20 protein-coding genes are annotated in these 25,158 nt (G+C 38.3%); 7 read left to right on the top strand and 13 right to left on the bottom strand.

Going from position 1 to position 25,158, the window contains the following annotated elements:
• Window positions 1–28 precede the first annotated feature (28 nt).
• From glrR to purL, 4 genes are all read right to left on the bottom strand, one after another.
• Window positions 29–1,366, bottom strand: a complete 1,338-nt coding sequence (gene glrR / locus ABN217_RS16170) for a two-component system response regulator GlrR (protein WP_087803278.1) — start codon at window positions 1,364–1,366, stop codon at window positions 29–31.
• Between the two features lie 11 nt (window positions 1,367–1,377).
• Window positions 1,378–2,433: a two-component system QseEF-associated lipoprotein QseG gene (gene qseG / locus ABN217_RS16165; RefSeq protein ID WP_349459623.1), complete on the bottom strand. Its 1,056-nt coding sequence runs from the start codon at window positions 2,431–2,433 to the stop codon at window positions 1,378–1,380.
• Window positions 2,433–3,881: an ATP-binding protein gene (locus tag ABN217_RS16160; RefSeq protein WP_196553811.1), complete on the bottom strand. Its 1,449-nt coding sequence runs from the start codon at window positions 3,879–3,881 to the stop codon at window positions 2,433–2,435. The genes qseG and ABN217_RS16160 overlap by 1 nt, the downstream gene beginning before the upstream one ends.
• Before the next feature lie 689 nt (window positions 3,882–4,570).
• A complete protein-coding gene (gene purL, locus ABN217_RS16155) occupies window positions 4,571–8,461 on the bottom strand; it encodes a phosphoribosylformylglycinamidine synthase (protein WP_349459622.1) in 3,891 nt (1,296 codons plus the stop codon).
• Window positions 8,462–8,725: 264 nt separating this feature from the next.
• Here purL and mltF point away from each other — a divergent pair, with 264 nt between their 5' ends.
• The 6 genes from mltF (at window position 8,726) to ABN217_RS16125 (ending at window position 16,664) form a co-directional block, all read left to right on the top strand.
• Entirely contained in the window at window positions 8,726–10,198 is a 1,473-nt protein-coding gene (mltF, locus tag ABN217_RS16150; protein ID WP_349459620.1) for a membrane-bound lytic murein transglycosylase MltF, read from the top strand.
• 811 nt (window positions 10,199–11,009) lie between these two features.
• Window positions 11,010–11,558, top strand: a complete 549-nt coding sequence (locus tag ABN217_RS16145) for a fimbrial protein (RefSeq protein WP_072068711.1) — start codon at window positions 11,010–11,012, stop codon at window positions 11,556–11,558.
• Window positions 11,559–11,738: 180 nt separating this feature from the next.
• Window positions 11,739–14,225, top strand: coding sequence for a fimbria/pilus outer membrane usher protein (locus ABN217_RS16140; RefSeq protein WP_349459618.1), 2,487 nt, complete (start codon window positions 11,739–11,741; stop codon window positions 14,223–14,225).
• A 30-nt stretch (window positions 14,226–14,255) separates the two neighbouring features.
• Window positions 14,256–15,020, top strand: a complete 765-nt coding sequence (locus tag ABN217_RS16135) for a fimbrial biogenesis chaperone (protein ID WP_072068713.1) — start codon at window positions 14,256–14,258, stop codon at window positions 15,018–15,020.
• A 25-nt stretch (window positions 15,021–15,045) separates the two neighbouring features.
• Window positions 15,046–16,116: a fimbrial protein gene (locus ABN217_RS16130; protein ID WP_072068714.1), complete on the top strand. Its 1,071-nt coding sequence runs from the start codon at window positions 15,046–15,048 to the stop codon at window positions 16,114–16,116.
• Complete coding sequence (locus ABN217_RS16125; RefSeq protein ID WP_072068715.1) at window positions 16,116–16,664, top strand: fimbrial protein; 549 nt, start codon at window positions 16,116–16,118, stop codon at window positions 16,662–16,664. The genes ABN217_RS16130 and ABN217_RS16125 overlap by 1 nt, the downstream gene beginning before the upstream one ends.
• Before the next feature lie 8 nt (window positions 16,665–16,672).
• Here ABN217_RS16125 and tadA read toward each other — a convergent pair whose 3' ends face one another.
• Both tadA and ABN217_RS16115 read right to left on the bottom strand, forming a co-directional pair.
• A complete protein-coding gene (gene tadA / locus ABN217_RS16120) occupies window positions 16,673–17,203 on the bottom strand; it encodes a tRNA adenosine(34) deaminase TadA (protein WP_196553816.1) in 531 nt (176 codons plus the stop codon).
• 107 nt (window positions 17,204–17,310) lie between these two features.
• Window positions 17,311–17,946: a LysE family translocator gene (locus tag ABN217_RS16115; protein WP_340893457.1), complete on the bottom strand. Its 636-nt coding sequence runs from the start codon at window positions 17,944–17,946 to the stop codon at window positions 17,311–17,313.
• Window positions 17,947–18,286: 340 nt separating this feature from the next.
• Between ABN217_RS16115 and ABN217_RS16110 the strand changes: the two genes are divergently transcribed.
• Window positions 18,287–18,547 carry a YfhL family 4Fe-4S dicluster ferredoxin gene (locus ABN217_RS16110; protein ID WP_072068718.1) on the top strand — a complete coding sequence of 87 codons (261 nt, stop codon included), beginning with the start codon at window positions 18,287–18,289 and terminating at the stop codon, window positions 18,545–18,547.
• Between the two features lie 53 nt (window positions 18,548–18,600).
• Here the strand turns inward: ABN217_RS16110 and acpS are convergent, their stop codons facing one another.
• The 7 genes from acpS to lepA form a co-directional block, all read right to left on the bottom strand.
• Window positions 18,601–18,981, bottom strand: a complete 381-nt coding sequence (acpS, locus tag ABN217_RS16105; protein WP_072068719.1) for a holo-ACP synthase — start codon at window positions 18,979–18,981, stop codon at window positions 18,601–18,603.
• Complete coding sequence (gene pdxJ, locus ABN217_RS16100; protein WP_072068720.1) at window positions 18,981–19,712, bottom strand: pyridoxine 5'-phosphate synthase; 732 nt, start codon at window positions 19,710–19,712, stop codon at window positions 18,981–18,983. The genes acpS and pdxJ overlap by 1 nt, the downstream gene beginning before the upstream one ends.
• 72 nt (window positions 19,713–19,784) lie before the next feature.
• A complete protein-coding gene (recO, locus tag ABN217_RS16095; protein WP_196553818.1) occupies window positions 19,785–20,522 on the bottom strand; it encodes a DNA repair protein RecO in 738 nt (245 codons plus the stop codon).
• 9 nt (window positions 20,523–20,531) lie between these two features.
• On the bottom strand, window positions 20,532–21,440 hold the full coding sequence (gene era, locus ABN217_RS16090; protein ID WP_036935334.1) for a GTPase Era: 909 nt from the start codon (window positions 21,438–21,440) through the stop codon (window positions 20,532–20,534).
• The gene (gene rnc / locus ABN217_RS16085; RefSeq protein WP_072068722.1) at window positions 21,437–22,117 is read right to left on the bottom strand and encodes a ribonuclease III; all 681 of its coding nucleotides are present in this window, start codon (window positions 22,115–22,117) and stop codon (window positions 21,437–21,439) included. The genes era and rnc overlap by 4 nt, the downstream gene beginning before the upstream one ends.
• Window positions 22,118–22,312: 195 nt before the next feature.
• Entirely contained in the window at window positions 22,313–23,284 is a 972-nt protein-coding gene (gene lepB, locus ABN217_RS16080) for a signal peptidase I (protein ID WP_196553819.1), read from the bottom strand.
• Between the two features lie 14 nt (window positions 23,285–23,298).
• Window positions 23,299–25,095, bottom strand: coding sequence for a translation elongation factor 4 (gene lepA, locus ABN217_RS16075; protein ID WP_115350079.1), 1,797 nt, complete (start codon window positions 25,093–25,095; stop codon window positions 23,299–23,301).
• Between the last annotated feature and the right edge of the window lie 63 nt (window positions 25,096–25,158).

Below are 25,158 nucleotides of genomic sequence, written 5' to 3'. Positions count from 1 at the left end.
TTAAAAATATATTCGTTATCTGAAAAGGTTATTCTTTAAAATCATTCGCATCTAGTTCATGACGAGATAACAATTTGTAAAACTCAGTGCGATTGCGTCCTGCCATACGTGCTGCTTGAGTCACATTACCTTTCGTCATTTGCAGTAACTTTCTCAAATAAGTCATTTCAAAATGCCCTCTTGCTTCAGCAAATGTTGGTAAAGCGGTATTTTCACCCTGTAAGGCTTGTGTCACTAAAGCTTCGCTAATAACTGGAGCTGTCGTTAAAGCGACACATTGTTCAATCACGTTAACTAATTGGCGCACATTTCCTGGCCAACTTGCTGTCATCAAGCACTTCATAGCATCAGTAGAAAAACTTCGGACAAAAGGCTTATGGCGTTTAGCCGATTCACGTAATAGATGATTAGCAAGAACAGGAATATCTTCAGCTCTCTCACTTAATGTCGGAATTCGTAAATTCACCACATTTAAACGATAGAACAAATCTTCACGGAATTCATTACGCTCCATCGCTTTAGGTAAATCACGATGTGTGGCAGAAAGGATACGGACATCAATATCAATATCACGATTGCTTCCTAATGGGCGAACTTTTCGCTCTTGCAAAACACGTAATAATTTAACTTGTAATGCCATTGGCATATCGCCAATTTCATCTAAAAACAGTGTACCGCCTTCAGCCGCCTGAAATAGACCTTCACGACTACTTACGGCTCCTGTAAAAGCACCTTTCGCATGACCAAATAATTCAGATTCCAAAAGTTGTTCCGGCAAGGCGCCACAGTTAATGGCTATAAAAGGTTTTTTAGCTCTAGGGCTTGCACGATGAATGGCTTGAGCAAGAACTTCTTTACCTGTGCCACTTTGGCCGTTAATAAGTACACTGACATCAGATTGTGCAACTAACTTTGCTTGCTCTAATAAACGTAGCATTTGTGGGCTACGTGTCACGATATCTTTAGACCACTCTTCATCTGAAACTGTGGTTACTAATTCAAGTGCTTCATCAATTGCCTTGTAAAGTGCGTCCCGATCAACGGGTTTTGTTAAAAAACTAAATACACCTTGTTGTGTTGCTGCAACTGCATCAGGAATAGAACCATGGGCAGTTAAAATAATGACTGGCATTCCTGGTTGCTGACGCTGTATTTCAGCAAACAATGCCATACCATCCATTTCATCCATGCGCAGATCGCTAATAACAAGGTCTATTTTTTCTTTTAAGAGAAGTTTTAGTGCTTCTTGCCCACTTTCAGCGGTGAAGATATGAAAACCTTCACTTGTTAACCGCATACCAAGTAACTTTAATAACCCAGGATCGTCATCGACAAGTAAAAGATTTGCTGATTTATGGCCAGCCATGCACATTCTCCTTATTTAGATCCTACTTCAGTCGGTTTAGCATCCTGTTTTTTTATTTCAGTTTTAACAGGCTCAGGTTTAACCGCTTCAGGTTTTGCAGATTCTGGTTTTGAAGGTTCAGGTTTAACCGCTTCAGGTTTTGCAGATTCTGGTTTTGAAGGCTCAGGTTTAACCGCTGTTGCAGAAGGTGTTCTTTCCTCACTCTTTGGTTTTTCTGTTATCGATTGTGTAGAAGTAGGCTTTTCAGTCGTTTTTTCAACAACTGTTTTTTCTGTTTCTGGGGATGTGGTTACCACACTCTCCGTTAAATCCTCATTTTGTGATAACGAATCAACAGAGCCACTTTGTTTTCTATTCGATAACTGCCTTTCAATTTGAGTAAGACTTTCAAGCTTTTTCAGTGTGATATTCAGTTCATGCTGTAATGCATTATTCTCTTTTCTTAGTGCATCTATTCTATTGTCCGTTTCAGTAGTTAAACGACGATAACGATTTTTTTCTTCTGCTAAAGAGAGAATGAGTGTTTGATTTTCAATCCATGTCGATAATAAAACACGCATAGAGCTTGGAAATTGAAGTTTGTAGCTTTCTAGTAACACTAATTGTGTTCGACGATCAGCAATCGTCATACCAGCACGCTCTAATAAAATGCTTTTATAAAATGCATCATCCCAGCCTGTAACGACAACACTATTTGCTTGGCGTTGCGCTTCTGTAGTCATAATGCGATTCGTACATTCAATTATACGTAACCAATAAAGTGCATTATTAATGCCTTCATCATAAAAAGCGCTTAATGTTTTACATTCAGCCCAACGGTAATCAATTGTTCTTTGTTTAACAACGGGTGCATCAGGCTCGGGTTCTAACGATGCAGTAGGCGACTTTGGCGTACAACCTGAAAGAACCAGTGGAAGCATAAAAATCAAGACACACTGTTTCCAATTTAATGCGATCTTTCTAGTTGATGCAGGAGCCATAGATAACGGTTCAGTACCAAGCATCTGTTTATTTATTTTTTTATACTCATGATGAGGAGATGCTTGTATTTGTGACCTGATTTGCATTATTTATTCTCAGAAAGTAGCGGTAATTCAATACGAAAACAGACATCGGCATAGTCAGAAGGAACAACATTTAATTTACCTTCCATTCTTTTGATACAGTCATGAGCAATGCTTAAACCTAAACCACTTCCTTTTACAGCACCTTTGCGTAGTAAAGAACCTTGAAAAAAGGGCTCAAAAATCATTTTTTGTTCAGATTCAGGGATAGGCGTTCCTTTATTGGCTATATCAATCACTATCTTCTGTTCAACTTGATAACTAGAGATCCAGATATTACCTGATTCAGCACCATAGTGCACCGCATTCGAATAGAGATTGTCGATAACTCGTGATAATAATGTTGCTTCTGCTCGACATTTTGTCAGATTAAGTGAAATTATCGTTTTAATCTCTTTCGCTCTGGCCGGTAAGCTGTGTGCTAATACCACATCATTCACTAAATGAGTTAAATCGATCTCTTCAATTTGCTGAGGAACCTCAGAAAGTTTACGGTTATAATCAAGCAGTTGTTCAATCAATAACTGTAACTGCTTACTACTATTATCAAGAATAGAAACCACTTCTTTTTGATCGAGCGTTAAAGGACCTGCAACTTCATCAGCTAATAATTCTGTACCTTCTCGCATACTAGCAAGTGGCGTTTTTAACTCATGAGAAATATGACGTAAAAATTCATGCCGTTGTGATTCAAGCCATGCTAATCGTTCACTTAACCAAATAATACGTTGAGCTAACGATCGAAGCTCCCGAGGTCCTTGAAAAGAATCCAAATTGTTACTAAGTGTTCGACCTTCTCCCAATCGATTGATCATCTTTTCAATCCCTTTAACAGGGCCGATGATCATTCGGGTAAATAGTGCGATGAGGATCAAACTGAATACGAACACAATAAGGCTCTGCCAGCCGAAATAACGTCCTTTCTCAGCAATTGCCATTTGTAACTGTTCGCCACGGCTAAAAATAATCTCTTTTGTTAGCATCACTATACGATTATTGGCATAAGAGAACTGCTCTAGAGCTTGTTGCATGTCTTTCGTAGGTTCACTACTTTCACACTGAATAGACTTTAGCTTTTCAAGGGAGGAATTAAGCACGTCAGCTTCTTTAGATGAAGAAAGCGGGATTATGGTTTGTTGTAATGTTGAGAAGAGTTTGGTGTATTGCTGATAGCGTTGTTGATACATATCATCATCAGTTTTATCGCGTAAAACACAATAACGACGATAGTTTCCTTCCATCTCAATAGCTAAATTTCGCATAACTTCGCTACGTTCAGTATCAGCCAATGCATTTTTATTAGTGATTGCTGCTTGATTACTTAATTGATCGAGGCTTTGATAAGCTTGATAAGCAAGGACAAGTAAAGGTAATAGCACCATCCAAAATGCCATTATCACGAGCTGTCTTAAAGAACGAGGAAAAATACGCCACTTTTTCAATGAAATCATCTCAACACCTATTAGAGTAATGCGATGCTACATGACTTGATAACAAGAAAAAAGTCCGACATTAGAAAATCAGGTGAGGATAACAAACACAAGCGAGAAAATATGACAGGCTCTAGAAGTGGGAGAGCGGAATATCTTACTGAGATATTCCGCCCGTCAAGATTTCATCTCTTTTCTCTCTAAAAGAGAATGAAGGTGGTGCCTCACTCCACGTGTCGCCCTGTGTTTGATAAGGTCCGAAGACGAGTATCATGATGTTGGACGGTAGGCACCTTACTCTGGCGTCATTCCTGGCTTATGTGGTATGTTCCCACCCATATTGTGGACCGACATAAAAAGTTGAATGAGCAACTGATTTATATAATGCATAACGCGTGCCAACTTTTAAATAAAAAAATTAACCGATTGAAAATAAACAAAAAATAAAAAAACACCCATGGTATTTTATTTACATCTCTCTTTTATCTAGTTATAAAGTAACCAAGCTGTCTCCATATCCAGACAGAGTTACCTCAAATTTTATAAATACTTATATTTCAATAAGTTAAATGTCGCCAAAAAGAGACAGATTAATGGCCAGGTGTCGTTGTTTTTACACAATAAAAAATAATACCTTTATTATCAATATAATAAAGCCTCTCGCAAAGTAGAGGCTTTATGTAATTACTCCTAAGATAATTTACCGCTAATTAATCAAACTGCTTCCTTGCATTGCGGAATAATCGCATCCAAGGGCTATCTTCACCCCAGCTGTCTGGATGCCAAGAGTTACTGACCGTTCTAAATACACGTTCAGGGTGAGGCATCATAATAGTTGAACGTCCATCCCTTGTTGTAACAGCGGTGATCCCTTTTACTGAACCATTAGGATTTAATGGATATTGTTCTGTTGGTTGACCATAATTATCAACAAAACGTAATCCCACTAAATTTTGTTTCTCTAATTGTGCCAATTGTTCAGCATGACGAAACTCTGCAAAACCTTCCCCATGAGAAACAGCAATAGGCATTTGTGAACCCACCATGCCTTGTAGCAATAACGATGGGCTTTCTGTCACTTTAACCAAACTAAAGCGAGCTTCGAAACGTTCAGAACGGTTGCGAACAAAACGAGGCCATAAATCCGCCCCCGGAATAAGTTCAGATAATGTTGACATCATTTGACAACCATTACAGACACCAAGCGATAAGGTATCTTGTCGTTCAAAGAATTGAGCAAATTCATCTCGTAAACGAGAATTGAATAGAATAGATTTAGCCCAACCTTCGCCCGCACCTAATACGTCACCGTAAGAGAATCCTCCGCACGCCACCAGCACATCAAAATCACTCAATGAACGTCGTGACGAATGTAGATCACTCATATGAACGTCAATAGCATCAAAACCAGCTCGGTCAAAAGCTGCCGCCATTTCAACATGAGAGTTAACACCTTGCTCTCTTAGTACAGCAATGCGAGGGCGACTTCCTGTTGCAATATAAGGAGCTGCAATATCTTCGCTTGGATCAAAGGTTAAATGCACGTTTAACCCCGGATCATTGATATCCTGTTTTGCCTGATGTTCTTCATCAGCACACTCAGGGTTATCGCGTAAACGTTGCATTTGCCATGTTGTTTCAGCCCACCAAAGACGTAGCGTACTGCGTTTCTCATTATAAACTTCAGTTTCACGACTTTGAATTATAACGGCATCATCTTGTGTTGCTTGACCTAAATAGTGTAAGCAATCAGCTAAACCGTATTGTGTAAATAATGCTTCAACTACATCTTGATGCTCAGCGCTAATTTGGATCACACCACCTAACTCTTCATTAAAGAGTCCCGCTAAGATATCTTCATCATAAGCACTAATATCAACATTTAACCCACAGTGACCGGCAAATGCCATTTCTGCAAGAGTGACAAATAAACCTCCATCAGAGCGATCATGATAAGCCAACAATTTGCCTTCATTGACCAATTGTTGCATCACATTAAAGAATTGTTTTAGCTGTTCTACATTACGAAGATCTGCGGCTTTTTGACCTAATTGGCGATAAACTTGTGCTAAAGCTGTTGCACCTAATGCGTTATGTCCATTACCCAGATCAATCAGATATAAACGGTTACCTGATTGTGTCGATAATTCAGGTGTTACCGTTTTACGAACATCTTCAACACGAGAGAATGCAGTAATGACTAAAGAGAGTGGAGAGGTAACTTCTTTATTTTTTCCATCTTTATCCTGCCAACGTGTTTTCATTGACATAGAGTCTTTACCAACAGGAATAGTGATACCTAACGCTGGGCATAACTCCTCACCAATAGCTTTCACCGCATCATACAAACCAGCATCTTCACCAGGATGCCCCGCTGCTGACATCCAGTTAGCGGAAAGCTTAATACGATTAAGTGATTGTACATCACTACCGGCCATATTCGTTAAGGCTTCACCAACTGCCATACGTGCAGATGCAGCAAAATCTAATAGTGCGATTGGCGCTCGTTCACCAATAGACATTGCCTCACCATAATAGCTATCTAATGTTGCTGTAGTAACAGCACAGTTAGCAACAGGAATTTGCCAAGGGCCAACCATTTGATCACGAGCAACCATGCCTGTTACAGTGCGGTCACCAATGGTAATTAAGAAGGTTTTTTCAGCCACGGTAGGTAAATGAAGCACTCGATAGACTGCATCTTTTAAATCAATATCTTTACGATCTAGATACTCACCTTCTGTTTTTTGTGATTTCACATCACGTAACATTTTAGGTGCTTTACCTAATAATATGTCTAATGGCATATCAATAGGTTTATTATCAAAGTGTGTATCGTTTAATACTAATTCACGCTCTTGTGTTGCTTCACCAATTACGGCATAAGGTGCTCTTTCACGCTGGCATAATGCATCAAACAGAGGCATTTTTTCTGGTGATACTGCCAACACATAACGTTCTTGAGATTCATTACACCAGATTTCAAGTGGGCTCATTCCTGGCTCATCATTTAAAACATCACGCAGTTCAAAACGACCACCACGACCACCGTCATTAACTAATTCAGGCATCGCATTAGAAAGACCTCCTGCCCCTACATCATGAATAAATAAGATAGGGTTATCGTCACCCAACTGCCAGCAACGATCGATAACTTCTTGGCAACGTCGCTCCATTTCTGGATTGTCACGTTGAACAGAAGCAAAATCTAAGTCTGCATCAGATTGCCCTGAAGTCATAGAAGAAGCCGCGCCACCACCCAGACCGATGTTCATCGATGGGCCACCTAATACGATCAACTTAGCGCCAACAGTGATCTCCCCTTTTTGAACATGATCTTCACGAATATTACCAATGCCACCAGCTAGCATAATTGGTTTATGGTAACCGCGAATTTCAACACCATTATGGCTATTAACTTGTTCTTCATAAGTTCTGAAATAGCCTAGTAATGCAGGACGACCAAATTCATTATTAAATGCCGCACCACCTAATGGTCCTTCAGTCATGATATCTAATGCATTTACAATACGTTCTGGTTTACCAAAATCTTCTTCCCAAGGTTGTTCAAATCCTGGAATACGCAGGTTAGATACTGAGAATCCAACTAAACCCGCTTTAGGTTTGGCACCACGCCCCGTTGCACCTTCATCTCGAATTTCACCACCAGAACCTGTTGCAGCTCCCGGCCAAGGTGAAATTGCTGTTGGATGGTTATGTGTTTCCACTTTCATTAAGATATGTACGGGTTCTTGATGATAATGATAATGCCCTTTTTCAGCATCAGGATAAAAACGTCCAGCAACCGATCCTTCCATAACAGCCGCATTATCTTTATATGCTGACATGACATAATCAGGAGTTTGCTCAAACGTATTTTTAATCATTTTAAATAATGATTTATCTTGCGCTTTACCATCAATAATCCAATCTGCATTAAATATTTTATGGCGACAATGTTCAGAGTTGGCTTGTGCAAACATATAAAGTTCAACATCAGTTGGATTACGAGCTAAACGATTAAAAGCATCGACTAAATAATCAACTTCATCATCAGCAAGTGCTAATCCCATTTCAATGTTTGCTTTAACAAGCGCATCTTTACCTTTAGCAAGCACATCTATCGTTTTTAATGGTGCTGGCGTTTGCTCCGCAAACAGTGTATTCGCATCTTGATAATTTAAGAAAATGGTTTCCATCATTCGGTCATGAATCAAACCATAAAGCTGTTGCCATTGTGTTTCTGTCATCGTATCGCCTTCAATAAAGTAAGCGATACCACGTTCAATTCTGACCACCTTGGATAAACCACAGTTATGTGCAATATCTGTTGCTTTAGAAGACCAAGGTGAAATAGTTCCAGGGCGAGGTGTCACCACTCGCATTTCCCCAATAGGCTCATGCTCTGTTAATGAAGGCCCGTAATGCAATAATTGGCTTAATTTAATGTGGTCATCTTCAGATAACTGCCCTTCCACTTTTGCGAAATGAACAAATTCCGCATATATACCTTGTACAGGAAGGTCATTTTCCTGACATTGAGTGAGTAATTTATTAATACGAAACGCGGATAAAGCGGGGGAGCCACGCAGGATTTCCATAGTATTGAGTTCTCTCTTTTAGCAGCTAGCCTGATCAATCATTCAGGGGAAACGCGCCTAGTATAATAGAATAACCGCCCAGACGAAACCGTTTGCGTGAACAAAATAACGGCATTTAACTTAGTGTGTTTTAATGATTAATTGGTGTAATCAAGTTGCGTATTGCCAATATGTTAAGCAAAATGCTCGATTACTGGAAATTTATCCATGTTAAGATAACGATTTTACACACAACAACAAACAACGTTAACGAGAAATAACCTATTGAATAATATAAGGATAAACTATTTCGTTATCGTTATCATAGCGCTCTTTTCAGCGGCAATTATTGCGTTGAATATTACTTGGCCCGATAGGCAAAAAGCGCAGATAAATAAGATTTTATCTCGTGGTGAGTTAAGAATTAGTACGATGCCGTCACCATTGATAACGATGAACGATAAAAAGGACCCCGTAGGTTTCGATTATGAATTAGTGAAACGCTTTGCTGATTATCTAGGCGTGAAGCTTGTCGTTAATATGCGGACAAATATCAACCAAATGTTTGATGATCTGGAGAATAATAAAGCAGATTTTATCGCAGCTGGATTACTTTATAACAAAGAGAGATTAGATACGACACGTAGTGGGCCTGCTTACTTTTCAGTATCTCAGCAATTAATTTACCGTAAAGGAACATTAAGGCCACGTAGCTTTGATGCTTTAGATGGGCGCCTTGTCGTCACGGCAGGTTCGGCCCATGCAAGCTTATTGCGTACACTAAAAGAAACGCAATACCCTGAGCTTGAGTGGGAAGAATCAGACAATCAAACAACCTCTCAGCTACTTGAAGCGTTATCAGAAGGCAAAATTACCTATGTTTTAGCCGACTCAATCAGTGTTGCAGTACAACAACGCATTCACCCTAATGTTGCCGTAGGATTTGAGGTGACTGAAAGCCGCCCTCTGACATGGTATTTACCTGATAGCGAAGATAATAGTTTGTATGCCGCTATGCTAGATTACTTTAACCAATTATCTCAAGAAGATGTATTAGCACGATTGGAAGAAAAGTATTTTGGTCATGTAGGTTCATTTGATTACTTCGACACTATCTCTTTTATTACTGCAATTGATTCCATTTTGCCAAACTATCAGCCTCTTTTTGAGAAATACGCAGATACCTTTGATTGGCGATTATTAGCAGCAATGGCATGGCAAGAATCACATTGGGATCCTCATGCAACGTCACCAACAGGTGTTAGAGGTCTTATGATGCTAACACGCCCTACTGCATCAAGTATGGGAGTCACTGATAGGCTTGATCCAGAAGAAAGTATTCGCGGTGGTGCTCAATATCTTAAACATCTTCTTTCTCGTTTACCTGGATCTATTCCTGAAGATGAGAAAATTTGGTTTGCATTAGCCGCCTACAACATGGGATTTGGTCATATGCTTGACGCCAGAAGACTGACCGAACAACAAGGCGCAGATCCTGACAGTTGGTTAGATGTAAAATCAAGATTACCGCTACTTAGCCAGAAGAAATATTATGTTGATCTCCCTTATGGCTACGCGAGAGGACATGAAGCTTATCGCTACGTTGAGAATATTCGTCGATATCAACTGAGCCTCGTAGGCTATCTCCAAGCTAAAGAGAGTAAAAACAAGATCCTATCTAAAGACAAAGAAAGTAATGAAAGTGCGGATCAAGAGACATCATCATTAACATTATCTCAAGAATCATCTCGTCATTAATGATGCACTACATACCGTTCAGGCCTCTTTTATAGAGGCTTACTCTAGGCTTAACACATTTATCCTGTCATTTCTGATATCTCATAGCAGATATTCCTCTCTCTATATCCCCTTAATATTTTCTTAATATTAAAATTTGTTACATTTTCTCTTACCTTTATTTAACTAAAGTTGGAAAAAAATCGTGTTAAAAAATGGTAACATTCATTAGTTAAACCACTCACTAGATGAGTAAAACGCATCAAAAACAGCCCAACAAGTCCTTTTTTGACTATCAGAATAGGTGAAATATAAGAAAAAATTAACTTAAATACGTAGGAATTATCTCATCAGTTATTATTCATTTTATGATTATTCTTTTTAGAAAACTTTTTTCGTGATAAGAATTAACCTGATATTTATATTATTAACATATAACCCTTTGAATTGTATGTATTATGATAATCTATAATTGATTTTATTAATTTTCTTAAAGTAATGTTAATAATATCAATTCCTATAAAGTTAAAACAATGTTAATTGTATTGTCTATTAAATTTATCTGCCTGATAAACTTTTTTACCCATAAATTGAGTAATAAAATGAATAAATCTATATAAAACTCTATTAATGTGGAATAGGCCAGATTAAATCTGAAATTTGCGGAAACTAACAAAACGTTATATCAAATAGAACGCCTTTGTTGATATCATATAAATCAGTCATTATTCGAAACAACTCGAAATATAATGCAAATCAATTTTTATATTCCGACATTAATATTATTTTTTCATAAATAATAATACGCACGATCTTCAAGGGATTATCTATAATGAAACTGAGTAAAATTGCTTTAGCTGCTGCTTTAGTATTTGGTATTAATTCTGTTGCAACTGCTGAAACTTCCACACCAAAAATTGGCGCAACTAAAGGCGAAATTCAATTAAAAGGTGAAATTGTTAATTCAGCTTGTGGATTAGCAGCTTCTTCAAGTCCAGTTATTGTTGATTTCAGCGAAATCCCAACATCTGCATTAGCGAATATGCAAAAAGCGGGTAACGTTAAAAAAGATATCGAACTACAAGACTGTGATACTACCGTAGCAAAAACAGCAACTGTTAGCTATACACCAAGCGTTGTTAATGCAACAAACAAAGATTTAGCTTCTTTCGTTTCTGGCTCAGCTTCTGGTGCAGGTATCGGTTTAATGGATGCTGGTAGCAAATCAGTTAAATGGAATACAGCAACAACACCAGTACAATTAGTTAATGGTGTTTCAAAAATTCCATTCGTTGCTTACGTTCAAGCTGAATCAGCAGACGCAGCCGTAACTCCGGGCGAATTCCAAGCCGTTATCAACTTCCAAGTTGATTATCAGTAATCATTTTATTTATTTAAATTAATTAAATAATAAATTACTGCATTAACGCAGGGGATTTCCTCTGCGTTAAATTTGATAAAACACTTCAATTTAATAAAAAATAAAAATAAAAAGTAATTAAATAAATATTCATTATTTAATTAATTAGTTTCTATTTAATTAATAATTAGGCGTTTATTCATGTTAATTTCTTATTTTCACAGCACAATATGGAAAAACATTTGTGCCATTTTGCTATTGTGCTTAGCGTTTTTCGCTCAAGCCGAGCAAGATGATTCTGTGGAATTTAACATTCACATGTTAGATGCTGAAGATAGAGGTAATGTCGATCTGTCTCGCTTTGCGACTTCTAATTACATTATTCCTGGTATGTACTATCTGGATATTCGCATAAATGGACGAGATTTCCCTCGCCAAAACATTAATTATGTTGAAGTAAAACCTAATTATTCTGTTGCTTGTATTGACCCTTCTCTTCTAAAAAAATTAACCATTAACGAAGAAAATCAAAAATTTATCGAAAAGATTTCCCCTGATTGCTTCAATATCAATCAATTACCAGGTATCTCCATCAAAAATGATGGCGGTATTCTTGATATTGTTATTCCTCGTTCATTAATGAAATATGAAGATGCAGACTGGACTCCTCCCGAATTATGGGACCCAGGCATATCAGGGGTATTACTTGATTATACCTTAACAGGAATATCGACACGTCCTAATAAAGGTAACAATAACAACTCGCTGACAGGCTATGGGCAAGCGGGTATTAATTTTGGTGAATGGCGTTTACGTGCTGAATACCAAGGAAATTATTCATCTGAATACTCATCAAACAATAGCTTTGATTGGAATCAGATCTACGCCTATAAACCACTGCCCAATCAAGCTGCTAAATTAACGTTAGGTGAAACGTATTTAAATTCCCAAGTTTTTGATAGTTTTCGTTTTACGGGTGCCAATATCCAAAGTGATGAAAGAATGTTACCGCCATCTTTGCAAGGTTATGCACCAGAAATTCATGGTATTGCAAATACCAATGCTAAAGTTACCGTGACTCAAAATGGTCGCTTAATTTATGAAACCACAGTTCCTGCTGGCCCTTTTATTATTAAACATTTACAAGATACGGTACAAGGTCAATTAGATGTTAGAGTGGAAGAACAAAACGGCAAAGTAAACGAATTTCAAGTACAAACAGCTAACTTACCTTATATGACACGCCCTGGTTCAGTGCGTTATAACACATCCATCGGCCAGCCATCGCTCAATAACCATAAAATGCAGGGCCCTGTTTTTTATCAAGGTGATTTTTCATGGGGTATGAACAACACATGGTCGCTGTATGGTGGTGTTTTATTAACAGCTAAAGATTACAATGCGTGGTCATTAGGTTTAGGTCACGATATGGGGCGTCTAGGTACACTTTCTGGTGATATTACTCAATCTTATAGCCAAACCTATGATAATGAAAATATCAACGGAATGTCATTCAAACTGAACTATGCTAAAACATTCGATGAATACCATAGTACAATTACTTTTGCGGGCTACCGCTTTTCAGAGAAAACATTCCGATCTTTTTCTCAATATATTGATGAACGTTACAACGATATTAGTAGCAATGGTTATGAAAAAGAGATGTATACCATTACTGGTAACAAAACTTTCTGGGCTGATGATATTGAGAAATCGACAACGCTTTATCTTTCTTATCGTCATCAAAATTATTGGGATAAAAATACACAAGAGCAATATGGTGTAACGGTAAGTCGTAACTTTTCTATTATGGGCATAGAGCAGGTTAATACTAACTTGTCTGCATTTCGTACTCAGCATAAAGGAAATACTGATGACAGTGTTTCTTTCAATATTTCAGTTCCCTTAGGCGGTGGCAAAAATATAGGTTATAGCCTGCAAGACAATAACGGAAAAGTGAACCAAATGGCCTCTTATTCTGATAATAGCAATTATAACAATTTGTGGCGTATCCGTGCGGGGTTAAGTTCAGATCATAAAGCCAATACTGATGGTTATTATCAACACCGTTCGCAATATGCAGAAATTAATGCCAATGCAAGCTATCAACAAGATAATTATGTTGCTGTAGGTGCGACCGTGAAAGGCGGATTTACAGCGACTCGCCATGGGGCTGCATTGCATAGTAGCAGCATGACATCCAGTACAGCTCGAATGATGGTTGATACAGATGGTGTTTCAGGTGTGCCGTTTAACAACCAAAGTACGACAACAAATCTATTTGGCATCGGGGTACTCACTGACTTAACCAGCTATAACAACGTTGATGCACGTATTGATGTTGATAAAATGGACTCAAATATTGAAACACATAAAGCCATCACCTCCACAACATTAACTGAAGGAGCTATTGGTTACTACACATTCCCAGTGCGTCAAGGTGAACGTCTAATGGCTATCTTGCAAACAGCTAATCAAAAATATCCTCCGTTTGGTGCTGAAGTCACTAATAAAGATGGTGAGAATATGGGAATGGTGATGGAAGAAGGCCTAGTTTATATTGCGGGCGTTAACCTCAATGAATCATTAAACGTGATCTGGGGTGGTAAAACCCAATGTACGATTACGATCCCGGCAGCAATTAACGATCCACTAAAACGCGAATTGTTATTATGCCAGGGATTTTAATGAACAAAATGAATTATTAGAGATAAATGTATGAACTCATTCAACACACTTAAAACACTTTTTTGTGGTTCACTACTTGCATTAAGCATGGTGAATACAACACAAGCTGGTGTGTCATTAGATAGAACGCGGATCGTGTTAACTGGCAATGAAAATTCAGCCAGCGTAAATTTAAAAAATACTAGTCCTGATATTCCATTTTTGGCTCAATCATGGGTTGAAAATGAACACGGGCAAAAAATTGCCTCTCCTTTAGTCGCACTACCTCCTTTACAGCGTCTTGATGGTGACCAAAAAGGGGTTGTGAGAATAACCAAAACTGCAGAAATTGGGCTTTTGCCACAAGATAGAGAATCATTGTTTTATTTAAACGTTCGTGAAATTCCACCAGCACCAAAACAAGCGAATGTATTACAAATGGCAATGCAGTCACGAATTAAATTATTCTATCGACCTACGGCTATTATTCCTGAAAAACCGGGCATGGTTTGGCAAGATCAGTTGGTATTTAAAAAACAAAAAAATCAATTTATCGCAGAAAACCCAACACCTTACTACATCACTATTATTGGTCTTTCAAATAAACTAAATGGTGAAGATAGTGATAAATTAACTACATTCCCTGGTTTAATGATTGCACCTAAATCATCACTGGAGATTCCCGTTAAAACCAATAACGTCAATCAATTTTATATGATGTATGTAAATGATTATGGTGGACACCCTGAATTGAAATTTGTTTGCCAACAAAACAGCTGCAAAGTGGCACCGAAAGAACAACAACCAAAATATTAATTAACTTGACGCCGGTAGGAATAAAATGAAACCAACCACAGCAAATTTTTATTTCAATACGCTAAAATTATTTTTTACTGGCGCAATATTATGTACTCCAATGGTGGTATCCGCTTATATTCATGGTGAAGTTCGCACTGTTGGAGGACCTAATATTTTTAGAGTTGAGTTAAATAACACAACATTTCCTAATAACAGACCCGGTGAAACAGCCACAGTAAATTTTTCTTTGCCTGATAGATATTTAGCAACGGTTTATTGCCCTAGAGATCCCTTAGTTCCGAATTCTCGCACCTATTATATGGCGGATTCTGACCTACGTTATTTAGGTAATAATTACTATGAACTTAATGAATACGTCGATGTTCAGATCAAGTTTTCTATTTGGGGCCCAGAAACTCTTCCAACGGTTCCTTTTATTGAAAAACCTAACAATCGAAATGGGCAACAAGGTTGTCGCGTTCCTGAATCACCCAAACCTAACATGTCGTCAGGAAGCAGCGGTGTATTAGTATTTCGCCTGAAAAAACCAATTATTAATGGGGTTTCATTAACGGGGCAAGCTGTAGCTCAAATGTATGCCCGTGTAGGTAATGGCTTATATAAAGACTATGGTCCTGAACCAATCTCAAAATTAGTGATTAACTCAGGAATATTAACCACAGAAGATAGATGCATATTTAATAATGGCTCTCCAATTACCTTTGATTTTGGCAATGTTGGCAATACTTCTGACTATTTGAATGGCCAAAACTACAAGATCACGCGCAATATTCCAATAAAATGTGAAGGTGGTAGTTTTACTAATCCTAACAGCCGAATTATGTTTAAAATTCAAACAGGAAGCTCAGGTGTCGCTAGCTTTAACCCTAATTATCTTGGCACAACAGGACCTGTAGATAGAACAAATCTGGGTATTGTTTTAAGAGACAAATCAGGAGCGATAGTGCCGCCTAATAAATATTTTTCTGTCGGGAAACTGAATAATTTTAAAGGTAATTGGGAAGTCACTGCGGCTCCTATTGCAAAAGCAGGAAGCAAAATTACTGAAGGTGAGTTTTCAGCACATGCCACATTAGTTGCGGAGTTTATGTAATGGTAAATCCAATAATAAAATCTGCTATTTCTCTTTTATTGTTACTATCACCTTCAGCCTTTGCTGTGACAGAGCTTATTGGTGGTGATATGGAATTTAAAGGTGTTGTGGTTGCACATGGTTGTACCATAGTTGCTGGTGATGAAAATAAGGTAATCGACTTTAAGCAGATATCCGCAAAAGATCTCTATACCTTTCAAAAAAGTGAATCCGTTGCTTTTAGTATTAGTTTAGAAAATTGCAGCCAAGATATTTATAAAAGTGTCACAATTACACTTGATGGAAAAGAGCATCCAACTATGCCAAATCATCTTGCCGTTGTTGGAACAGGATCTGAAGATCCTAAAAGTATCGGGATTGTATTTACCGATGTGCAACGCAATGTTATTCAATTAAAAAAGCCGAGCACAACTCGACTTCTTAATAATAAACGTATTCAGTTTAATTTTATGACATATGTTGAGGCATCACCCTCTGCGCTGAAAAATCAAACATTGCTAACAGGCCCTTTCCAAGCACAAGCAACCTATACCCTTAATTATCAGTAAACAGATATTTATTCTTTTGTTGCTTGGTCTGTATTTACTAAAACAGGGCTATTCTTTTGCTTTTTAAGTTGTTTTTTTTCAGCCCTTCTCATCTTAAAAAATTGACTTAAAAGCTGTGAACACTCTTCACCTAATACACCTGACGTTATTTCAACTTTATGGTTCATTCCGGGATGCTGCAAGATATCAATGAATGAACCAGCCGCACCTGTTTTTAGATCAGATGCACCATAAACCACGCGTTTTACTCGGCTATGCACAATCGCGCCAGCACACATTACACAAGGCTCGAGAGTAATATATAGAGTAGCATCGAGGAGTCGATAATTCTGCAAATGCTTTCCCCCTTTACGTAATGCCATAATCTCTGCATGTGCTGTAGGATCGTTATCGATAATTGAATGATTCCATCCCTTAGCAATGATTTTATTATCGACGACTAATACAGCGCCTACCGGTATTTCACCGATCTCTTGTGCTTTGTGCGCTTGCTCAATCGCTTTATTCATCCAATAAATATCATCTTTAACTTTATTCACAAGGATATCTCTTCATTATCATATAGCGGGCTATTGTACCCTGTTTTCTATTGATAACTAAAGAGATTGCCTTGAATTGTTTATGACAAAAATAGCCAAATATAACTTTAGTTTACACGAGCCTCTGTTGCTAATTTAATCGCTAAAACCCCTAAAATTGTTGCCATAAACCAACGTTGAATTAATGCCCAACGTGGTCTTTGCATAAAAAATCCAGCTATTGAGCCCGCAGCAATAACAATCAAGGCATTCACTGCAATACTAATAACAATTTGGATACTACCAAGGACTAATGACTGATTTAATACGCTGCCATTTCCAATGGTTATAAATTGAGGTAGAAGTGAAAGGTACATCAATGCAATTTTAGGATTGAGAAGATTAGTGACAAATCCCATCACAAAAAGCTTTGTCGTATTACCTGAAAGGAGTTTTTTTGGATGAAAGATAGAGCGACCACCGGGTTTAATAGACTGCCAAGCAATATAAAACAGATAAATTGCGCCACAAATTTTTAAGATATCATAAGCATAAGGCACTGCCATAAAAATTGCAGTAATACCAAATGCAGCTAATAACATATAAAAAATATAGCCAACAGCCACGCCGATTAATGAAATAAACCCAGCTTTTTTCCCTTGAGAGATTGAGCGTGATATCAGGTAAATCATATTAGGGCCCGGTGTTAGTACCAAACCCAAGGACAAAATCGCAAATGTCCACATATTAAACAGTGTTGGCATGACGTACCCCTTATGTTATTGCGTTATTTAACATCAATAACAGGGTATTAGATGTGCTGAATACCACAAAACATACTCTTTAGTGTTAATACCAATGTTTAGACTATTATTCACATAATCTGATAGATCATTTGAGTGATGTTACTTTAGGAAATCCCTTATAAATGGTAATCTTACTTTCTTTGCTTCATACCTAAAGCAAGAAGATTGGGCGATATCTCCATTAAAATGATAAAGCACGACTTTATCGGATATAGCGACACAAAACTGATAGATGGTAACATATAAGTGCAAGATATAAGTTACTGAAATTTAATAATTTATATATTAAGTGACTGATATGGCTTTACTAATTACGAAGAAATGCATCAACTGCGATATGTGTGAACCAGAGTGCCCAAATGATGCTATTTCAATGGGGGATGATATTTATGAAATTAATCCTGATCTTTGCACTGAATGTGTAGGGCATTACGATAAACCAACTTGTCAATCGGTTTGTCCGATTACTAACACGATCATCATTGATCCTACTCATACTGAATCTCAAGATGAATTATGGGAAAAATTTGTGTTGATCCACCACGCAGATAAGATCTAAACCTTACTCCATGATTTTGTGGGTGATAAATCTAAGAGAGCTATTTTTCTAAACTATTTCTCTAAAATAACTGTCGCACAGGCATAGCGCTGTTCATCAGCAAGTGTCACGTGAATAGAGTTTATCCCCGCTTTCTCTGCCATCTCTTTTGCAACCGCTAAAAAATGCAATGTGGGTTTGCCTAATTCATCATTACGCACTTCAAAATGATTAAAAGCTAATCCTAAACGAATACCTGTTCCTAATGCTTTTGCCGCAGCCTCTTTTACTGCAAACCGCTTAGCTAAAAAGCGTATTGGCTGTTTATGGGATTGATAAATTTCCCATTCTGCATTAGTAAGAATGCGACGAGCAAGGCGTTCACCAGAACGCCCTATAATTTCTTCGATACGTGATATTTCAACAATATCCATACCTAAACCAACAATAGCCATTAGCGACGCGCTTCTCGCATTAAACGTTTCATTTCTTCAACTGCGGGCGCTAAACCACTAAATACAGCTCTCCCAATAATGGCATGACCAATATTCAGTTCATACAATTCAGGTAAAGCAGCAATGCGCTGTACGTTGTGATAATGCAAACCATGCCCTGCATTCACTTTTAAGCCTTTAGATGCAGCATAAGTCACAGCATCACGAATACGTACAAATTCTTTTTCTTGAGCCATTTCATCTTCAGCGTCAGCATAAGCGCCAGTGTGGATCTCAATAAAAGGTGCGCCAACACGATCCGCTGCGTTAATTTGTTCATGGTCAGGGTCAATAAACAGAGAAACTTTAATACCCGCCAAAGATAAGCGTTTAATGGCATCGGATATCTTTTCTTCATTAGCAACAACATCTAATCCACCTTCTGTTGTTACTTCTTGGCGTTTCTCAGGCACTAAGCAACAAAAATCAGGTTGTGTCTGGCACGCGATCTCGATCATTTCTTCAGTGACTGCCATTTCCAGATTTAATCTTGTCTGAACTGTTTGGCTTATCAGCATTAAGTCACGATCAGTGATATGACGTCTATCTTCACGTAAATGAATAGTGATACCATCAGCGCCCGCTTGTTCTGCAATAAAAGCCGCTTGAACAGGATCGGGATACGTTGTGCCACGGGCATTACGAAGGGTGGCGATATGGTCAATATTAACGCCAAGTAGAATATCAGACATGCTCTTCTCCTGAAAAATAACGTTGCATTACCTTAGTTTACACATTCCATAGAGAAGAAAAAGACAATATTACTATTCTACTATCAATGCTCTTTTCTTTGGGGCTTTTTTAATAGCAAATTGCCTAAAAAGTTCTCTACTTTTTAATGGTTTTCCACCTAAATAGGGCTTTAATGCCATTCTAGTAAACCTTTTTGCCGCTTTTAATGTTTCAACAGTAGGAAATTCGCGACTGGCTAAGGATTTTAATTCAAATCCAGTAAAACTATTATGATCAACCACTAAACTTGCAATAAAACCTTTTTCTTCTCGATAACGATAAGTCATCGAATCTGAAACAGGCTCTCCACTTCCTGCACAATGCAAAAAATCTAAGCCATAACCAAGTTGGGTTAATAACGCCAGTTCAAAGCGTCTTAAGGCTGCTTCTGATGTAGTGTCGCTAGCTGCAAGAATTTGTAAGCAAGAAAGATATTCAAAAAAAAGCACACTGTAAGAAGTGCCATTTTCCAAAACACGAGACAAGAGTTCATTAAGATACAGACCACTATAAAGAACAGAGCCTGTTAATGGTAAAGCTAAAGAGATAGGTTCAGCATCACGAAGGGTTTTAACTTCTCCTCGCCCACTCCAACGAATGAGCAAAGGAGTAAAAGGTTGAAGTGCCCCTTTTAAGGGTGAACGACGGCCTCGCGCGCCTTTTGACAATATGCGTACTCGCCCTTCATTTTCAGTGAAAAAATCGAGTAATAAACTCGTTTCACTGTAAGGGCGAGCATGGATAACGAATGCACGTTGCCAGCCATCCACTTCAGTTACCTACTTTAAATCGTCCACATAGCCAAGGCTACGTAAAGCACGTTCATCATCAGCCCAGCCAGCTTTAACCTTCACCCAAAGTTCTAAGTGAACTTTGTTTTCAAATAGGTCTTCCATATCCATACGGGCTTCGGTACCAATTTTCTTGATTTTTACGCCTTTATTACCAATAACCATTTTTTTCTGGCCTTCTCGTTCAACCAGAATTAATCCGTGGATATCGTAACCACCGCGTTCATTAGTAACAAATTGCTCAATTTCAACAGTGACAGAATAAGGTAATTCTTCACCTAAGAAACGCATCAATTTCTCACGAATAATTTCTGATGCCATAAAACGTTGAGAGCGATCAGTAATATAATCTTCAGGGAAATGATGAATAGCTTCTGGCAGACATTTACGAACAATTTTTGCAATCGTATCGATATTCATGTCTTTTTCTGCACTAATTGGTACAACATCAAGAAAATCCATTTGTTGGCTTAAAAAGCCAATATGTGGAAGTAACTTGGTTTTATCAATGACGTTATCCACTTTATTAATTGCTAATAAAACAGGGCAACGCAATGATTTTAATTTGTTTAATACCATTTCGTCGTCAGGCGTCCAGTTGGTGCCTTCAACAACAAAAATCACCAGTTCAACGTCACCAATCGAGCTACTTGCTGCGCGGTTCATTAGTCTGTTGATAGCTCGCTTTTCTTCAATATGCAAGCCCGGTGTATCAACATAAATCGCTTGGTAAGCACCATCAGTATCAATACCCATGATACGATGACGCGTTGTTTGCGGTTTACGTGATGTAATAGAAACTTTCTGCCCCAATAATTGGTTCAGTAGTGTTGATTTTCCCACATTTGGGCGACCGACTATCGCAATAAATCCGCAATAGGTTTGTTCTTCGCTCATTCAAGCTCCAGTTGTATTAATGCCTGTTCAGCAGCGGCTTGTTCAGCTTTTCGACGGCTTGTACCCATCCCTTTGACAGGTTGATCGATACCGCTTATCTGACAATGGATCGTAAACTCTTGGTCATGGGCTTCACCGCGAACCTGCACCACAATATAAGATGGTAGTGGTAGATGGCGCCCTTGCAGATATTCTTGCAGACGAGTTTTAGGATCTTTTTGCTTATCGCCCGGGCTGATTTCAGCCAAACGATTCTCATACCATTTTAAAATAATCTTTTCGATATTTTGAATATCACTATCAAGGAAAATAGCACCAATTAAAGCTTCCACCGTATCCGCTAAAATTGATTCTCGGCGGAAACCGCCACTTTTTAATTCTCCAGGGCCTAAACGCAGACATTCACCTAGTTCAAATTCACGCGCTAATTCAGCGAGTGTATTACCACGAACAAGCGTTGCTCTCATTCGGCTCATATCCCCTTCATCAACACGAGGAAATCGATGATAGAGCGCATTAGCAATAACATAGCTCAGAATTGAATCACCTAAAAATTCTAAACGTTCATTGTGTTTGCTACTTGCACTACGATGCGTCAAAGCCTGTAGTAATAATTCATTTTGCGTAAAAGTATAGCCCAGTTTCTTTTGTAACTGGTTTACTAATAAAGTATTCATGTGCGATCAAGTTCCATAACTTAATTTGAAGCACACGCAACAAATCTGTTTAAGACAACGAGAAATTATCGGGTTGGATAACAGAACTGTTGCGTTTGCACTGGCTCCTGTGAATAACAGGAGCCAATCATATTTAAAGAAGTGGCATATTCTACACTGAGATAGAAAGGAATGCTGTAGCTATTTTGTCAATAGTTACTTGATGCCACCGATACGACTGAGACGAACACCTGTAGGCCATTCATTCTCTTGTTTTTCAAAACTCATCCAAATCGTTGTCGCTTTACCGACTAAATTTTTCTCTGGCACAAAGCCCCAGAAACGACTATCAGAACTCCCATCACGATTATCCCCCATCATAAAATAATGATCTTCAGGAACAATCCAAGTACCAACAGGTAATCCTGGTTGGATAAACTCAGGCATCGTCATATCACCAGGTATCGTCATAATACGGTGAGAGACTTTTCCTATTGTTTCTACGCGTTCTTCTTCACGTAATTGAGTTGCTGTTGAAATAGGATCTTCAATTGGGATTGATTTCATGCCATTTATACGCTGGCCACCCGGTACATTTTGTAACAACAACGTCCATTCACTTGGATAAGCGGTACCATAAGTCACCGAAATCTCATCGTTGCAAATCGCTTTATTACAATTTGGGTAGATATGTATTTTTTTCGACATCATATCATAAACAATTTTATCGCCCGGTAACCCAATAACACGTTTAATAAAGTCAGTAGAAGGATCACGAGGATATTTAAAGACAGCAATATCACCTCGTTTTGGCTTTCCTGTATTTATTAACGTTGTTTGTGTTATTGGATCTTTTAATCCATAAGCAAACTTTTCAACCAAGATAAAATCACCAACCAATAAGGTTGGCATCATGGAGCGAGAAGGTATTTGAAACGGCTCATACACAAATGAACGCAAAACCAAAACAATAATCAATACTGGGAAAAGAGAACCCAAGGTTTCAGCCCAGCTTGGCTTATTGATTGATTTTGCTAACTCTTGCTGATCCTCGGTCCCTTGCGTCATCTCTTGAAGACGCTTTAGTTTTGCTTTTCGGGCTGGCTTGAGCTTAAAGCGCTCAATTCCCCAAAAAACTCCCGTTATTAGCGTTGCCAGTGTTAGGATCAAGGCAAACGTGTTAGCCATGTTTTCTCCTTAAATTATTTATCTTTACCAACATGAAGGATGGCTAAAAACGCTTCTTGCGGTAACTCTACGTTACCAATTTGCTTCATACGTTTTTTACCATCTTTCTGTTTCTGTAACAGTTTTTTCTTACGGCTAACGTCACCACCATAACATTTGGCTAATACGTTTTTACGTAACTGTTTAACAGTTGAACGAGCAATAATATGGTTACCAATTGCCGCTTGAATAGCGATATCAAACTGTTGGCGTGGAATAAATTCTTTCATTTTTTCCACCAATTCACGTCCACGATAAGGTGCATTATCGTTATGTGTAATCAATGCTAATGCATCAACACGATCACCGTTTATTAAGACATCAACACGCACCATGTTAGAACCTTGGAAGCGGATAAAGTTATAGTCTAAAGAGGCATAACCGCGTGATGTGGATTTTAATCGGTCAAAGAAATCTAAGACCACTTCAGCCATCGGAATTTCGTAAGTCAATGAGACCTGATTACCATGATAGACCATATTGGTCTGAACACCGCGTTTTTCGATACATAAAGTAATTACATTACCTAAGTATTCTTGCGGTAATAACATATGACATTCAGCAATAGGCTCTCTGATTTCTTCGATATTATTCAGTGGCGGTAATTTAGACGGGCTATCCACTAATACAATATCACCATTCGTCATTTCAACTTCATAAACAACGGTTGGTGCTGTTGTGATCAGGTCAAGGTCATATTCACGCTCTAAACGCTCTTGAATGATCTCCATATGAAGAAGACCCAAGAAACCACAACGGAAACCAAAACCTAATGCTGTTGAACTTTCTGGTTCATAGAATAATGATGCGTCATTCAGACTTAATTTGCCCAATGCATCACGAAATGATTCATAGTCGTCAGAGCTAATTGGGAATAAACCCGCATAAACCTGTGGCTTCACTTTTTTAAAGCCCGGCAATGGTTTATCTGCTGGTTTTTGTGCAGCTGTTAAAGTATCCCCAACAGGGGCACCTAAAATATCTTTAATACCACAAACAACCCAACCCACTTCACCACAATTTAATGATGTTGTATCAATTTGTTTTGGTGTGAAAATACCAATACGATCAATGTTATAAACTTGACCAGTACTCATCACCTTGATTTTATCGCCTTTACTTACTTTACCGTTTTTAACACGGATCAGTGAAACAACACCAAGATAGTTATCAAACCATGAATCGATGATCAGCGCTTGTAATGGAGCTTCAGGATCACCTTCAGGTGCTGGAATTTCTTTAACAAGACGTTCAATAACTTCTTTAACGCCTATACCTGTTTTTGCGGAACAACGTACTGCATCTGTGGCATCAATTCCCACGATGTCTTCAATTTCTTCAGCAACGCGCTCAGGTTCAGCTGCAGGTAAATCTATTTTATTTAAAACTGGAACGACGGTGAGATCCATATCCATCGCCGTATAGCAGTTTGCTAATGTTTGTGCTTCAACCCCTTGTCCTGCATCAACGACCAATAAGGCGCCTTCACAAGCAGCAAGTGAACGAGATACTTCATAAGAGAAGTCAACGTGTCCAGGGGTATCGATAAAGTTAAGCTGATAAACTTCACCGTCATCTGCGGTGTAATTCAAGGTTACGCTTTGCGCTTTGATTGTAATACCACGTTCACGCTCAAGATCCATAGAATCAAGAACCTGCGCAGCCATTTCACGATCTGATAAGCCACCACAAATTTGAATAATTCGATCTGATAACGTCGATTTACCGTGGTCAATATGTGCGATAATGGAAAAGTTACGTATGTTTTTCATTCTGAAATTATTTTTCTCTATTGCTTTGCTCTATAAATCTGGCTTTGGAGTCATTCATGGACA

Source organism: Proteus sp. fly-1067 (assembly GCF_040139345.1).
GTDB classification, from domain to species: Bacteria; Pseudomonadota; Gammaproteobacteria; order Enterobacterales; family Enterobacteriaceae; genus Proteus; species Proteus vulgaris_B.
The sequence above is the reverse complement of the archived record's forward strand: the minus strand, read 5'-3'. Positions and strand labels throughout refer to the sequence as shown.

Excerpts from the sequence above, each read along its gene's own strand:
- ABN217_RS16130 (WP_072068714.1), top strand. The coding sequence starts at position 15,046 with ATGAAACCAACCACAGCAAATTTTTATTTCAATACGCTAAAATTATTT.
- purL (WP_349459622.1), bottom strand. The coding sequence starts at position 8,461 with ATGGAAATCCTGCGTGGCTCCCCCGCTTTATCCGCGTTTCGTATTAAT.
- ABN217_RS16145 (WP_072068711.1), top strand. The coding sequence starts at position 11,010 with ATGAAACTGAGTAAAATTGCTTTAGCTGCTGCTTTAGTATTTGGTATT.
- acpS (WP_072068719.1), bottom strand. The coding sequence starts at position 18,981 with ATGGCTATTGTTGGTTTAGGTATGGATATTGTTGAAATATCACGTATC.
- ABN217_RS16115 (WP_340893457.1), bottom strand. The coding sequence starts at position 17,946 with ATGCCAACACTGTTTAATATGTGGACATTTGCGATTTTGTCCTTGGGT.
- ABN217_RS16160 (WP_196553811.1), bottom strand. The coding sequence starts at position 3,881 with ATGATTTCATTGAAAAAGTGGCGTATTTTTCCTCGTTCTTTAAGACAG.
- lepB (WP_196553819.1), bottom strand. The coding sequence starts at position 23,284 with ATGGCTAACACGTTTGCCTTGATCCTAACACTGGCAACGCTAATAACG.
- era (WP_036935334.1), bottom strand. The coding sequence starts at position 21,440 with ATGAGCGAAGAACAAACCTATTGCGGATTTATTGCGATAGTCGGTCGC.
- lepA (WP_115350079.1), bottom strand. The coding sequence starts at position 25,095 with ATGAAAAACATACGTAACTTTTCCATTATCGCACATATTGACCACGGT.
- ABN217_RS16110 (WP_072068718.1), top strand. The coding sequence starts at position 18,287 with ATGGCTTTACTAATTACGAAGAAATGCATCAACTGCGATATGTGTGAA.
- ABN217_RS16125 (WP_072068715.1), top strand. The coding sequence starts at position 16,116 with ATGGTAAATCCAATAATAAAATCTGCTATTTCTCTTTTATTGTTACTA.
- ABN217_RS16140 (WP_349459618.1), top strand. The coding sequence starts at position 11,739 with ATGTTAATTTCTTATTTTCACAGCACAATATGGAAAAACATTTGTGCC.
- glrR (WP_087803278.1), bottom strand. The coding sequence starts at position 1,366 with ATGGCTGGCCATAAATCAGCAAATCTTTTACTTGTCGATGACGATCCT.
- qseG (WP_349459623.1), bottom strand. The coding sequence starts at position 2,433 with ATGCAAATCAGGTCACAAATACAAGCATCTCCTCATCATGAGTATAAA.
- rnc (WP_072068722.1), bottom strand. The coding sequence starts at position 22,117 with ATGAATACTTTATTAGTAAACCAGTTACAAAAGAAACTGGGCTATACT.
- pdxJ (WP_072068720.1), bottom strand. The coding sequence starts at position 19,712 with ATGTCTGATATTCTACTTGGCGTTAATATTGACCATATCGCCACCCTT.
- ABN217_RS16135 (WP_072068713.1), top strand. The coding sequence starts at position 14,256 with ATGAACTCATTCAACACACTTAAAACACTTTTTTGTGGTTCACTACTT.